We start from the raw sequence: 13422 nt of genomic DNA, 5'->3' as shown, positions 1-13422 counted from the left end.
GCTCAGTACAGCCCGGGGGTTTGTCTTGAGTAAGTGAAGGAAGAAAGAATATTCTTCTCTTCAACGGCAAGTTTTGTTTCGGGTTTCTCATTTTCAATCACGGGCAAGCCTTTGCCTGACGTTAATTTTTTTACCATACCTAAAGTCATTGCCAGTTCTTTTCCCGAAACATCTTCAAATGTCGCCCAATATTTATCCGTCAGACATGGTACCTTGAGCGGATCGCGTGTAATCATTTCCAGATTGAAGGTCATGCCGGGGTTGTGTTCCAGGCAAATGTCTATCATCTGCCGCAAATCCAAAATCCCCTCCCCCAGCGGAACTTCCGACAGGAGAAAACCATCCTCATATTCTGCCACGCCCATATCCTTGATGTGAGTGGTATACGAATAGGGCGCAAGGGCCTTCACCACTTCCATCGGATCTTCCAGCAGGGAAATATTATTTCCAAAATCGAGATTCACACCGATCCACTCACTGTCAAACTGCCGGAGTATCGCCAGCAAATCGGGGGCACGCCAGTCTTTATGATTTTCTATTGCCAGGCGGATTCGGTTTTTGCGAACAATCGGCTCTGCCCACGTAATCGACTGAATGGCATTGTCTTTAAATGTTTGAAAGGCCTCTTTTGTCTCAAAATTTTCATACCGCCGGCCACTCAGACAGGCTGTTCGCACAATCGTCGCACCCGCAGCAACTGCATGCTGAATATCCTTTTCAAACCGGGGAATGTCTCCTTCGCTTTTAGGAAGCGAAGCCTGGCCCTCAAAAAACATATTGTAGTTTTCACAAATGGTTTTCATCCGGGCAGCATCTCCATCCTGCCAGCCGCCTACGCCAAGTTGTACCCCTCCGGCACCGATTTTCCCACAGTGTTCGGCCATGGACATTGAGTCGGTAAAACCGGGATATTTTACACTTTCTGTTTTTGAGCGCCAGCGAACGGCATAAGAAGCATGGGCTATTCCCATTCGCCTGCCGGTGAGAAAAGAACCGGCGCGCAGCAAGGGAGACAAGGCGATGAGTGCAGCAGTTCCGGTGACAAACTGCCTTCTGTTGATGGGTAAATTACTCATTGGGTTCAGGGGTTGGTTGAATATTTAGCAATTCTTTTTCGGTCCAGGGAATCACACGCCCCTGGGAAGTATGCCGGGTGTGTCCTACATCTCCGGGAGAAACAGATTCTGAAGTATTTCCCCATGCGTTGCGGATATAGGTGAGAATTTCGGCCAGATCTTTATCATCGAGAATCGTAAATGAAGGCATGACCGGCAGGATTTCGGGTTTGTCGTACAAATGGCCATTGACCGTCAATGGGCCTTCCAGCCCATGAAGAACCAACAAAATCAGCCGCTTTTTGTCGCCGGTTACCCATTCAGAACCCGCCAGCGGCGGAGCAAAATTTTTCATCCCTTCTCCGTTAGAACCGTGGCAGCCGCTGCAGGTATTGAGGAAAAGTTGCCTGCCTGCAACCATCCGCTCAACGGGTATGACCTCATTCGCAGAAAGCGAATCTGCTTTTGTTGTTTCATTTTTGATTTGCAGGGCCAACACACGGGCAATTGCCTCACTTTGCCATTCTTCCCACCTGCCGGGAGTTCTGGCTATTTTTTCCAGTTCGGCGATCTCGCGTTTATCGCCCTTCCGCAGAATAGCGGTGGTGAGCATTTCCAGAAAAATGGATTTCCCGGAAGAAGCTTCTTTCCATTCTCCACTGAGCTGACGCAACATCATCTGCTCTCTGTTTTCCAGACTGCTCATTACTGCATCCCGAAACAATGCGCTGTCCGCATACTGACTCAGAATCTCCGAAAGTATGGGTAAAGATTCCTGAGGGGTTAAGACGCCCAGGCTCAGACAAACCTGAAGCTGTACCTCCGGCGATGGATCGTCCTTTCCGTTAACCAGCACTTTTTTAAAGACATTTTCAGCCGCAGGATTTTTTTGGCTAATGATTTCCAACAAACGAATCGCCGCAGCGCGAACTTTCGGGTGAGGGTCATTTGCCCCCTGCTCATAAATATCCGTTTCGGTATAACCGATTCCCTCCAATGTCCAGAGCGCGTGTAGTTTTCCGGGAAAATTGCTTTTACCAGCAACGAGTTTTTGTATCTCCGGCACGATGGACAAATCTCTCCTTTCTACGAGCAACCGCTGGGCAACATCCCGATACCAGCCATTGGGATGGGAAAGAAGGGCCACAAGTTCGACAGAAGATTTTTGTGATAGCTTTTCGGTTTCGGGCAAATTTGCATTCTTCGGTTTTATCTGCCAGATGCGGCCGTAGTGAATGCCTTTGTCCAGTCCCCGTTGAATATACTGCTCCCGCAAATAAGGCGTGATATACGCCCCGTGCTGAATAATGCCGTGATACATATCTGCGACATACAAAGCGCCATCGGGGCCCGTGGCAAGAAATACCGGGCGGAACCGCTCATCTGTCGCCGCGAGAAACTCTTTATCCGGATACGCAAAATGCGAATGGAGGGTCAATTCGCCCTCATCGATGATATTTCGTTTGATCAGATTGCCTGCAGGTTCACAGACAAATACATTTCCACGGTATTCTTCCGTAAAGGTGGCCCCCCGATAAACCAGCGGAGCGGAGGCGGAGGTAAATTCCAGCAGGCGGCCGTTTTCGTCGAGAGAGCCGGGAACATACCCCCGGTTTACCGCCGGATTGGGGCGAATGGGAAATACCGCCCGGTTGGTGGAGACCCCCACATCTATGCCTGTGCCGGAGGTGTGATGTGCATTGCGGGAGAGGTAATTGGGAGGCGCAATATCGGCGTGGAGTTGGGACCAGTTGTAATTGTAGTAAAGCCGCCCCGCATCGTCGTGAGAAATGCCCCACTGGCCGCGAAACTCCGTTTCTTCTTTTATCCATTTTCCCTCCACCAGGCGGTAGCGGTATTTGGATTTGGCATTGTAGTACCAGTTGTCCATGCCCCGCCAGAGTCCGTTGGGTGAATGTTCGGGCAGGCCTTTGCCGCCGTAGGTCGAGTCAATCAGTGTTTTGCGATCTGCGATCAGGTCGCCGTCGGTGTCTTCGGCATACCAGAGCGGGATATTTTCGGCGATCAGTGCACCGCCTTTTACGACGGCAATAGATCGGGGCAAAACCAGGCTGTCAAGGAAAACGGTTCGCGTATCCATTTGTCCGTCGCCATCCTCGTCGGTATAAATAGAGATTCGCCCGATGGGATCAGTTTCGCCCGTACCATCAATGTCGGGCATAAAACCGCGCATTTCGGCTACCCACATTCTTCCGTCTTCGTCGAAGGTGATAAAAACCGGTTCTTCCACCAGCGGCTCCGAAGCAACCAGCCGGATTTCCAGCCCCGGCACAAGCTGAAAAGTCGCCGATTCTTCATCGGGAGAGAGGACAGGCGCGGTGTTATCGGGAGTGGAGTTTTCCTTTTGGCAGGAGAAAAACAACACGCCCAAAAGCACGCAGGAGGAAAGGAAATGTTTCATCACGAGCAGAGTTAGTCCAGAGTCAGAACTAAAATAGGTTTTTGGGGGGAGAAATGGAATTTTTGAGAGCAGCAGTTTGAAATACCCATTTTGCCATATAATTTTTCTATCTTACAAAAAGATGTTTATTGAGTCATGGGAATTGCCAGTACAGAAGAAAATTATCACAAATCAGAGACAATCTCTTATGAAAACGCCTTTATCCGTTTTTCTCACGCTGGGCTTATGTTTTCCGGCGCTTAGTCTCCTCAGTCAAAACTACCGCCCTTTCCATCCTCACTGGACGTATGTGTATGATTGTAGTTATCGTGATAATTCCCCGGACTCGGTTATCTTAAACGGACTTTACTCTTTTCGCATAGATTCGGTCGAAACACAGGGATCGGATACCCTTTATTATTTTAATAGGATCGGGCGGGAGAATTTATCTGGGATACGCGCCGATTCCGACAACATCATGGGACAAAAAATGATCGAAAAACCCGGAGGCGATTATCTTTTTGTCACCTCTGATGCCGATACTTTCTTTATCCGGACACAGGTACCTTTACAGACAAGCTGGACCTTTCATGCCGATTCCGCCGTAACTGCAACGCTGATCCTCCGGTCTGAAAATAATTTTCTCGGAGTCACCGATTCCCTTCTTACCATCACCCTCTCAACAGGCGATACTTTATTACTCTCTCAGACCTATGGCCTGATTCAGACGAAGGTCTTTTTGCCGGTCTATTACCGGTATTATCAATTTGGCAATACTCTCGTTAAGTTGAATCAGCGGGATAAAATCGTTTTACACGGGATTGAAGAAATTAGTCTCGGCGGAAAAATGCCGTGGTTAGAAGATATTTATGACTTTGAAATTGGAGAGAGATTTACCTATGGGGATCTGGAATTTTGTGAATCTGGGCCGAACTACATCTATACTATTTTCTGGACCGAGGTATTGGATAAATGGTGGAGCAACTCCCAGGATACGGTCTTTTACCGGATGAAGGAAGAGTCTATGTATGTATTCCCATATGGGGTTAATCCCTATACATTGTATCATGATACTATTTATTATGGACCCAAAACAACTCTCTCTTCTTTTGTCATAAATAACCGTATAAGTGTTTTCTCCCCCCCATTCCTTAGTTATGATTTTTTTGATTATCACATTATTGTGGGACCTATTTATAACCCGAAATGGAATAATCACCTTACTTTCTATGTAGAGAGTTTCACCAATTTCGATTCTGTGAATAATGTCTATAATCATTTCCTGCCCGGATCAATCTACTCATGGGGAGAGGGGCTTGGATCAACGGGTTTTATATTTCAAGCGGATTGGGGAAAATGCCTTATCTGCGCCGAAAAACTCACCGACACCGTAGGCACTTATTGCATTCGACCGGAAATGATTCTCTCCCGCGAAAAACTCACCCCAAAACCCTTTCTGGAAATCTATCCCAATCCTGCGGATAGAGAAATTACCTTATCCTTCTGTGGAGAAAAATACATAGGTGATTGGACCGCCCAGATTGTGGATGCCCAGGGGAAAGTGGTCGTCCGGAAGTCCGGCAAAAATTATTCTATATGCCTGGAAGAATTATGGGATTTGTCTTCGCTCCCTTCGGGCATTTATACCTTGATCCTTTCGTCGGAAGCGACGCCTTACCCTGTCTATTCAAGACTCGTGAAATCGGGGAGTTGAAAAAGATAGTGGTTCCTCTTTTTAAACAGAGAGGACACAATGGCAGGTACTTACCCCTTGGCGTACTTTGCGGTTCTTGGCGTACTTTGCGTGAAACCTCCGGTTGGCGAAAAGGGTTTCTCGCAGAGGTCGCAAAGGAATCGCAAAGTTCACAAAGGTATCGCAAAATGGTGGGCACAAAGGTCGCTAAGAAGTGTTTTGCGGATTTTGTTAGCTCCTTATTTTTCCGATATCAGGGTCACCAGTGGAATCGAAATAAACAAACTCACCTGATGAGGAAAAATCTTCTGCCAGTACTGGTATGTCAGGTATTCGGGATCCGGAAGACCGCCAAAACCGGATGGATCATCCAATATGTAGTGACTGATTTCCAGACGAATCGGGCTAAACCTTGCCCAGTCCCCCTCAAGCCCGATTTGAAATGGCTCCTTTTTCAACGGAAATATCATCGCCATCCGAAACCGATACCGCACATTCACCAGTCGAATGGGTTGAAGACGAACAATCATCGTGTTTTCTCTGTAGTTTACACCATGACGTGCTGTATTATCCCAAAAATACCCCGCAAATACGGTTCCCAAACTGATCGCTAGTCCGTACCCCGACTGCCTGAGGGGAAAAGCATAGGTAAACTCTACCGGGGCATTGATTTCCGACCAGGACTGTTCAAAAATACGCGAAAGAGAGGATTGAACGGAACCCACTCGCCCGTTCAGTTGGTAGTACTGATAATGAATCCCCAGAGAAGTAAGCCATTTTTTCCGCAAGCGGTATTCCGCTTTCAACCCGCCGCCTGCTAAAGGGCGAATCTCCATCCGGGGGAAGTCTTCAATAAACATCAACGCCGGAGGCAAAACGTAAAACGTCGGCACAAAATGCTGCGGCGGATATACATGTCCTAATCGCAACTGAAGGCTAATACCAATTTTATCTTTTCGGAGGATTTGACTCTGAATGGGAGTGTAACTTGAAAACACCCACAAAATGGCCCCAAATATTAAAAAACGCATATTAGTTGCAATTATCAGTAAGACGAAGAATACCCGATTCGGTATCGTTATTATCTTCTACATTATGAAAAGAAGCCACAGATTCACTGTGAACATAAAATTTTCGGGTTCCGTGTGAATGGGGGACGCTAAATGAAAAAATAGACGTTATATTTGTGCCATCTACATTCGACACCAAAAGATCAAACTGACTGGCCAATAAGCCGCTATTCATCGCCAGGATAGAACTAACATTATCACTCAACCCCACCGATAAATCCATCGCGGATTTATCCGACGCATCCCATTGAAGCAGTAATTCAAATGCCGTAGAAGGACAAGTCTCAACAGACGGGCCGGTAACGATGATGGGTACAGAAAAATTTGGATAATGGAGAATCACATTTCCACCGCCCATACCCGCAGGAACAGTTGTGATAATATCATCTTGTGAGGCAAAGTAATTTCGCACGATTTCAAGCGTATTCATGTTTCCATCGGTAATTTCGACAATTACCTCATTTGTAACATACTTAAATACAGAATTTCCGATAATAATCTCTGCGGATGGATTCAGAACTGTTCGTACATAATCATCTTTGATGAAGTGGGTAACCTCCAGGCGATCTGCCCAGTTTTCACTACCGCTTCGAAGGAAAACATCCTCATCCTGCTCGATAAATTTCCGGAGAGAATAGAATTCCAGCATATCCTCAAATGCTTCCAACGCCTCGTCCGGGATGATATGGTCGCTTTCATTCAGGCTATATTCATCTACCCACTGATTCTCCATCAGGGCCAGTTGTTCTAAGGTAGAATTATAATGATCGAGGTTGGAAAAATGAAGAATCCCATTTTCATTCACAATTTCCGGGAAAAGGGCAATGCCGGAGGCTTGTTGAATCAAAGCTAAATTATGGGGGTTGGCAACTTCCAGAGAGGATTCAGGTTGGGTTTTCTCCAGCGGATTTTTTTGACAGGATATCAAAAAGAGTGCAATGAAGGCTACATAAATAAAATTATGTGTGGATGTGTGGATGTGTGGATGTGTAAGGTTTTCATACTTATATTATTCTCTTTTAGTAATATATAATATTCGAATTAAGCGAATGTTTTTCGCTTTCCTAAACTTTTTATAAAATATATCGGAATTATAAAGTAATTGGGATGCAGAGACTTTTTGAATGAAAAGGAGTAACCACGAAGAACACAAAGGCCTCATCTGCTAAGGCAGACGCACTAAGAGGCTTTTTCTTTGTGATCTTCGTGACTGCCTTTGTGTTCCTTGTGGTTTATATCCTTTGTCCCAATAAGTTTATAATTCCGAAATATATTCATACCCACCAGAAAGTGGTTTGCGTACTTTGCGGTTCTTGGCGTACTTTGCGTGAACCCTACGGTTGGCGAAAAGTGTTTCTCGCAGAGGTCGCAAAGGTGTCGTAAAGAACGCAAAGTTTTTTTTGAGATGTGCTTGGCGTCTCCCGAAGGGATGGCTTCGCTCATTGGCGAGCGATCAACTGGCATTCCCCTCAACCAAGCAACCGCCCCAATTCCTCCAGATTTATCGCTGCATCAAACATCGCCTCAATCCGGATCTGAAAGCCGGGAATAGCTTCGCTTCGAATACGGCCGTTGCCGGATTTGAGGATGAGTTCGTATTGGTTTTCGGCATCGAGGCGGTATTGTTCCACTGAGCGGGCTACGGGGTCCACAATCCAGTATTCCAACACACCGTGGGCGCGATAGTCTTCAAATTTGATGCCCCGGTCGTTGGCAGCGGTCTTTGGAGAAAGAACCTCTACCACCAGGTCGGGCGCGGGAAAGAGGCTCTGATCTTCCACAAAGTGCTGTGCTTTTTCCTGACCGAAAAAGCAGAGGTCCGGCTCGTAGTCGTTGCGGGAGAGGGTGATCATGATTTTCTCAACGCAAACGTAACCGAGTGCATGTTTTTGCACATAAGTATCAAGCAGTTTGGTCAGCTTAATAGTCACATCATTATGCCCTTTTTTGACGGGTGAATGAATGACCACCTCGCCATTGATGAACTCGGCTTTTTCGTACTCGGTAATTTCGTTGTAGAAGTGCTTGCGTCGCTGCCGCTCAGTCTCCAGAACATGATGCACCTGCTCTACGATAGTGGGTGCCGACGGCATGGATAGAATTTTGTCTATCAGTTCCTGGGGATTTTGCAATTCCATAGGTGAGTGGTTTATATACTGGTTAATATACGCAGATTTTGCAAAAAGATATGCAGAAGTAGAATCACCTGCGGTCTGCGAAAAAGTGTTTTCCCCCAATACAGCGCACCCATTTGCTTTTGTCAGCGATTTGCGAAAACTTGCATTCCCATATCGCCGCCAATGAAACAGCGTAATCTTATCTCTTTTTCCGCCCTGATCATCCTCTCTTATGTGGTGATCCGCGTGGCTTTTCTTTATCCCAAATGGGAAAAAAGCCATACCGAAGCGACCGTTAGCTGGGATGTTTTTGGTTATTATCTCTACCTCCCGGCGGCGATCATTTACGACGATCTGGGTGGACTCGGATTCAAAGACGAAATTTTTGAAAAATATCACCCCGCCGGGGATTTCCACCACGCCGTACAACAACCCGACGGAAAATGGGTGATGAAATACCCCGTGGGAATGGCCATTCTTTACCTCCCTTTCTTTCTGATCGGACATATTATCGCGCTTTCTGGTTCCTGGCCTGCCGATGGTTTTTCCTGGCCCTACCAGTTTGCGATTTCGATGGGCATGATTTTTTACGCCTGTATGGGGCTTGTGCTGGTGCGGAAAATTTTGCTCCGGTATTTTGAAGATATAGTGGCTGCGATTGTGCTGGGGGTAATTGTGCTGGGCACCAACTGGCTCAACTACGCGGCGATTGACGGGGCGATGCCGCACAATTCGCTATTTACGATTTATGCGCTGGTTCTGCTCCTGACGATCATCTGGCACGAAAATCCCCGCCGCTGGGTGGCTTTTGTCATGGGGCTGGCCATCGGCCTTGCGACCATTGTGCGCCCGACAGAACTTATGTCTATCCTCATTCCACTGCTTTGGGGTATTAAAAACAAACATACATTCACCGAAAAAATCCATCTTCTGCTCCGCCGCTACCCCGATGTATTGCTGCTGGGCGGAGGGATTTTTCTGATGGGCATGATGCAGATGATTTACTGGAAAATGTATGCGGGATCATTTCTGCATTACAGTTATGGAGAATTTGGTTTCCACTGGCTGCATCCGCATATCAAGGAGGGATTTTTCAGTTTCCGTAAAGGCTGGTTGCTTTACACGCCGATCATGGTTTTTGCGCTGCTGGGATTTGTGCCTTTGTTTACCCGGCACAGGGAAAAGTTTCTCCCCGTGCTTGCGTACTTCCTGATCAATGTTTATGTGGTATTCGCCTGGGAAGTCTGGTGGTATGGCGGAAGTTTTGGTGCAAGGGCGCTGGTGCAGTCATATGCGATTCTCATCCTTCCGCTTGCGGCATTTGTAACGGCGATGCTCCGAAACCGCATGGCAGCCATTGCGTGTGTTTCGCTGATGGTGTTATTCGCAGACCTCAACCTCGTAATGACCTGGCAGGCGCATGCAAAAGAAGGTGGCTGGCATTCGGAGGCAATGACACGGGCGTATTACTGGAAAATTCTGGGTTCGACAAATCCCCGGAAGGAGGACAAAAAATTTCTCGACGTGCGAAGCGAAATCCGAAGCATGAAGGGCAAACAGGTTCGCGAACTTTATTTCAATGACTTCGAATCTGACTCTACCGGCAACCTCACCGACCGGCAGGTTTTTTCGGGGAAAAAGGCCTATCTCCTCAATGGCGAAAATCAGTTCAGCCCCGGCTATGAAACCACCCTTGCCTCCCTCAACCCAAAACCACGCTCATGGGTCAGGGTAAGTGCCAGCGTGTTTTTTACACAGATGGTCTGGGACGAATGGCAAATGGCGCAGTTGTCAACGATTTTTTTCCGCGATGGTGCGCCTTACCGGGAAACCACCGCCCGAATCCAAAGGGTCACCGACCCGTGGGTATGGTTTGACTATCACTACGAAATGCGGATTCCCGACAACTGGCAGCCGGGTGATGTGCTGAAAGTATATGTCTGGAATGCAGGTTCGCAAACCGAACTTTTTGTCGATGACCTGAAAGTAGAACTGATCGAACCGGTCAAATAAATTTACGGAGATGTCAAATACTTTGGGTGAAAATACGGGAAACGCAAAGGAAACAAAGAAGGCGCGAAGGACGCAAAGCAAATACCTGGCACCTCTTGTCAATAAAATTCAGCTCTTCTTTTCGGGTAAATCCGGAAAAATAAGCGCAGCAGTGGTGGTTCTGATTTGGGTGATTTATGCCTTTATTCAGGTTGCGCCTACGGTATCCACTCCAGCGACAGGCTGGATGCATGTATATTCGCATAAGGATTTTCAGGCGGAAGGGGCACTATGGAAATATATTCTCGAATTGCGAACCAGGATTCCGCCGGTTATTTCGATTCTGGAAATCGCCACATTCAACCGCCGGCACGGCATCGGCTGGATATTGTACGACACCTATCATATCAGCATTGTGATGATGCTGGTGTTGCCTGTGTTTTTTCTGAAAAGGCCCTGGCCGGGGCTTGTGTTGGTGATGGCTGTGGGTACGGTTTTTCTGCATTCAGTTATTCTCATTCACCCATCTAATCCGCAGTTGTACGATGTGTTGCTGCCTTTTTTGTTGCTGGGATATATTTTGTTGTCGCGGGTTTCCTTCGGGGAAAAAGTTCCTGCCGGGCTGGGGTATTTTACCGCCTTTCTCGCAGGATTTGCGCTTTCCGTTGCTGAGTTGAGCCGCCCGTTTGTGCTTCTGATTTTTCCGTTTTTGATTTTCTATAATCTGTGGCATTACGGCAAATCCCAAAAGCTGAAAATGCTGACATTTCTTATTCCGGTTCTGCTGTTATCGGGGTTGTGGCACGCCAAATTATTTTTCTACAACGACGGACAAATCATCTGGTCCAATCATGGCGGAACGAATCTCTACCAGGTATGGTCGCCGTTTATTGATGAGACAGCACTCAAAGCACGGCTCCAGCCCGAAGCTCCTCCGGTCAATGATTTTGGATGGTCGTGGAATAATATTAATACCCAGATTCACCTCGAAAACAGCAAGGCCCGGCAAAGTGAAATTATGAAGGGAATCGCCCGTCGGCCCGGGGATGCATTCCTCCATCTTATCGACCGGATACTGATTTTCACCCGGGGCCGCACCGATATGTACGCCAACGATCCGCAGGGAACAGTGCTCGATATTTATGTGGTTTTGGTGAGAATGTTGTATGTGTTGCTGGGAATAATGATTTTATTTTTCGGATGGAAAGTCATTCGTAAACCAGCTACTGTTCTCTCCGAATATTTTCTGGTTATTCTCCTGACGGCTTTTCTCACCTTTTTGCCGGCAATCGGGGAAGCAGGAGAAGAGGCGCGGTTTCTGATCACGGTTCTGCCTTTTCTGATGAGTGTGTTGGCGATCGCGATCGCCGGTATTTCGGAAACGCCAGATCAAAGATTAAATTAAACGTTTGAAACGCGAAGGTATCTGCGTTAATCCGCGTGGTACTCTGCGTAATCCGCGTTCAAAAGCAGGGGGTGATCTCCGATCAACATCTCGAAGGTTCACGCAGAGGACGCAAAGGAATCGCAGAGGAACGCAAAGGGTGCTATAGTCTCTGCGTTAATTCCTGTCTGCCTTAGCAGATGCGTGGTACTCTGCGTAATCTGCGTTCAAAAGCAGGGAGATGATCTCCGATCAACATCTCGAAAGTTCACGCAAAGTTACACAGACAGTAACACCTGCCAGGCTTTTTCGATCTGTCCTTCGTTGAGAAGTTCGGCGGCGAGGGTATGCAGGTTTTCGGAAACGCCATCCACATCGCTATTTACTGCAGCCTGATAATCAGCATCTTCCACTATTTGCAAATTGCGATCGGGAATTTTTTCGACGGATGCAAGCTGCCAGAGTTGTTTTCCGGTGAGTACGGGACTGTGTTTTATAGAATCGGGAAGCTGGTCAAAACCTACACCGATTTTTTCGAAGGGCTGAACGATGGGAAAGACATTGGCGCCGTTGGCGCGACAGTACCAGGCGCGGCCCATACGCGCCATGAGGTCGGCACGGAAGGGATCGATATTTCCTTCTCCATCCAGAATAGATTCGCTGATGTGCATTTTGACGATCTCGCAGATCACGATATTGGATCCGCCACCGCCTTCACCAATCGTGATGATGTCTCTGACCACACATTCCATTTGCACAGGAGATTCACTTACGCGAAAAGGTTTTACCAGATCTGAAGGAATGGGCGTCAGTCCCGCTTTTTCAAATTCGCTTACCTCCGGCGCATAATCCACACTAGTGAGGGCCATCTGGTGTACAATACTGTAATTGACGATATTAATAACGGCTTCGCCAGTAGCCTTTACATTGGCGAGCGTGTCTTTGGTGGTATTGCCTCTGACCCTTCGGTTGGAAGAAAAAGCCGCAATCGGAGGATTGGAGCCAAAAACATTAAAAAAGCTGTAAGGTGCCAGGTTGGGAATTCCATCTGCGGAGATGGTGCTTACAAAAGCAATCGGCCTCGGTGCCACAGCCCCTACCAGATACTGATGCAACTGGGGAATCGGGGTTGTTTTGGGATCAATGGTCAGCATAATTTTTTATAAGAATACTTATCGTTCTACAATTTTTGATTCGCGATGTGCCTTTCCGTTTTCGATGTAATGCGCTGCCCCCAGGCGGATCATGTCTATCTGCTGCGGAGTGAGTGGTTTGATCTTTTTGGCAGGGATGCCTGCATATAAAAATCCGGACTCCAGTTTGCTTCCCTGCGGCACCAGTGCGCCCGCTGCTACGATGGTATGAGTGGGTACGACCGCTTCGTCGAGGACAATGGCACCCATGCCTATCAATACCTCATCTTCGATGGTAGCGCCGTGAATCATCGCCTGATGTCCGATCACACAGTCGTTGCCGATATGGGCAGGAGTAAGCCCGGTGGTGCAGTGCACGATGGCGCCATCCTGAATATTGGTTCGTTTTCCGATTCGGATCGCCCCGACATCCCCGCGCAACACTGCAAAATACCAGATACTGCTTTGTTCCCCGATCTCGACATCGCCGATGATGGTCGCATTTTCGGCGAGGAAAACGGAAGAATCAATCTTGGGGGAAAACAACTTATATGTTTTGATCAATGCCATATCAAAA

General features: G+C 47.5%; 10 protein-coding genes. 3 read left to right on the top strand and 7 right to left on the bottom strand.

What is annotated here, in order from left to right; genetic code table 11:
* Window positions 1-2: 2 nt before the first annotated feature.
* Window positions 3-1076 (bottom strand): TIM barrel protein, encoded by a 1074-nt coding sequence (locus R3D00_01180; GenBank protein MEZ4771761.1) that lies wholly within the window; start codon window positions 1074-1076, stop codon window positions 3-5.
* The gene (locus R3D00_01175; protein MEZ4771760.1) at window positions 1069-3477 is read right to left on the bottom strand and encodes a HEAT repeat domain-containing protein; all 2409 of its coding nucleotides are present in this window, start codon (window positions 3475-3477) and stop codon (window positions 1069-1071) included. The genes R3D00_01180 and R3D00_01175 overlap by 8 nt, the downstream gene beginning before the upstream one ends.
* A 187-nt stretch (window positions 3478-3664) precedes the next feature.
* On the opposite strand from R3D00_01175, the gene R3D00_01170 reads away from it, so the two are divergent.
* Window positions 3665-5170 carry a T9SS type A sorting domain-containing protein gene (locus tag R3D00_01170; protein MEZ4771759.1) on the top strand — a complete coding sequence of 502 codons (1506 nt, stop codon included), beginning with the start codon at window positions 3665-3667 and terminating at the stop codon, window positions 5168-5170.
* Window positions 5171-5388: 218 nt separating this feature from the next.
* Here the strand turns inward: R3D00_01170 and R3D00_01165 are convergent, their stop codons facing one another.
* From R3D00_01165 to R3D00_01155, 3 genes are all read right to left on the bottom strand, one after another.
* The gene (locus tag R3D00_01165; protein MEZ4771758.1) at window positions 5389-6180 is read right to left on the bottom strand and encodes a hypothetical protein; all 792 of its coding nucleotides are present in this window, start codon (window positions 6178-6180) and stop codon (window positions 5389-5391) included.
* A gap of 1 nt (window position 6181) precedes the next feature.
* Window positions 6182-7147: a hypothetical protein gene (locus R3D00_01160; GenBank protein ID MEZ4771757.1), complete on the bottom strand. Its 966-nt coding sequence runs from the start codon at window positions 7145-7147 to the stop codon at window positions 6182-6184.
* A 541-nt stretch (window positions 7148-7688) separates the two neighbouring features.
* On the bottom strand, window positions 7689-8312 hold the full coding sequence (locus tag R3D00_01155) for a Uma2 family endonuclease (protein MEZ4771756.1): 624 nt from the start codon (window positions 8310-8312) through the stop codon (window positions 7689-7691).
* Window positions 8313-8519: 207 nt separating this feature from the next.
* Between R3D00_01155 and R3D00_01150 the strand changes: the two genes are divergently transcribed.
* Window positions 8520-10349 carry a hypothetical protein gene (locus tag R3D00_01150; protein ID MEZ4771755.1) on the top strand — a complete coding sequence of 610 codons (1830 nt, stop codon included), beginning with the start codon at window positions 8520-8522 and terminating at the stop codon, window positions 10347-10349.
* A 10-nt stretch (window positions 10350-10359) separates the two neighbouring features.
* Entirely contained in the window at window positions 10360-11733 is a 1374-nt protein-coding gene (locus R3D00_01145) for a hypothetical protein (GenBank protein ID MEZ4771754.1), read from the top strand.
* A gap of 257 nt (window positions 11734-11990) precedes the next feature.
* Here R3D00_01145 and R3D00_01140 read toward each other — a convergent pair whose 3' ends face one another.
* Both R3D00_01140 and R3D00_01135 read right to left on the bottom strand, forming a co-directional pair.
* Window positions 11991-12866: a flavin reductase family protein gene (locus R3D00_01140; GenBank protein MEZ4771753.1), complete on the bottom strand. Its 876-nt coding sequence runs from the start codon at window positions 12864-12866 to the stop codon at window positions 11991-11993.
* A gap of 18 nt (window positions 12867-12884) precedes the next feature.
* A complete protein-coding gene (locus R3D00_01135; protein ID MEZ4771752.1) occupies window positions 12885-13415 on the bottom strand; it encodes a gamma carbonic anhydrase family protein in 531 nt (176 codons plus the stop codon).
* Window positions 13416-13422 lie beyond the last annotated feature (7 nt).

The organism is Bacteroidia bacterium (assembly GCA_041391665.1).
GTDB lineage: Bacteria > Bacteroidota > Bacteroidia > J057 > J057 > JAGQVA01.
Note: the sequence above shows the minus strand (reverse complement) of the source record. Positions and strands in the feature narration are given on the sequence as shown.

What these genes read in the sequence shown, in the direction of transcription:
- R3D00_01180 (MEZ4771761.1), bottom strand. Translation starts at nt 1,076, where the DNA reads ATGAGTAATTTACCCATCAACAGAAGGCAGTTTGTCACCGGAACTGCT.
- R3D00_01140 (MEZ4771753.1), bottom strand. Translation starts at nt 12,866, where the DNA reads ATGCTGACCATTGATCCCAAAACAACCCCGATTCCCCAGTTGCATCAG.
- R3D00_01170 (MEZ4771759.1), top strand. Translation starts at nt 3,665, where the DNA reads ATGAAAACGCCTTTATCCGTTTTTCTCACGCTGGGCTTATGTTTTCCG.
- R3D00_01155 (MEZ4771756.1), bottom strand. Translation starts at nt 8,312, where the DNA reads ATGCCGTCGGCACCCACTATCGTAGAGCAGGTGCATCATGTTCTGGAG.
- R3D00_01165 (MEZ4771758.1), bottom strand. Translation starts at nt 6,180, where the DNA reads ATGCGTTTTTTAATATTTGGGGCCATTTTGTGGGTGTTTTCAAGTTAC.
- R3D00_01175 (MEZ4771760.1), bottom strand. Translation starts at nt 3,477, where the DNA reads ATGAAACATTTCCTTTCCTCCTGCGTGCTTTTGGGCGTGTTGTTTTTC.
- R3D00_01135 (MEZ4771752.1), bottom strand. Translation starts at nt 13,415, where the DNA reads ATGGCATTGATCAAAACATATAAGTTGTTTTCCCCCAAGATTGATTCT.
- R3D00_01150 (MEZ4771755.1), top strand. Translation starts at nt 8,520, where the DNA reads ATGAAACAGCGTAATCTTATCTCTTTTTCCGCCCTGATCATCCTCTCT.
- R3D00_01145 (MEZ4771754.1), top strand. Translation starts at nt 10,360, where the DNA reads ATGTCAAATACTTTGGGTGAAAATACGGGAAACGCAAAGGAAACAAAG.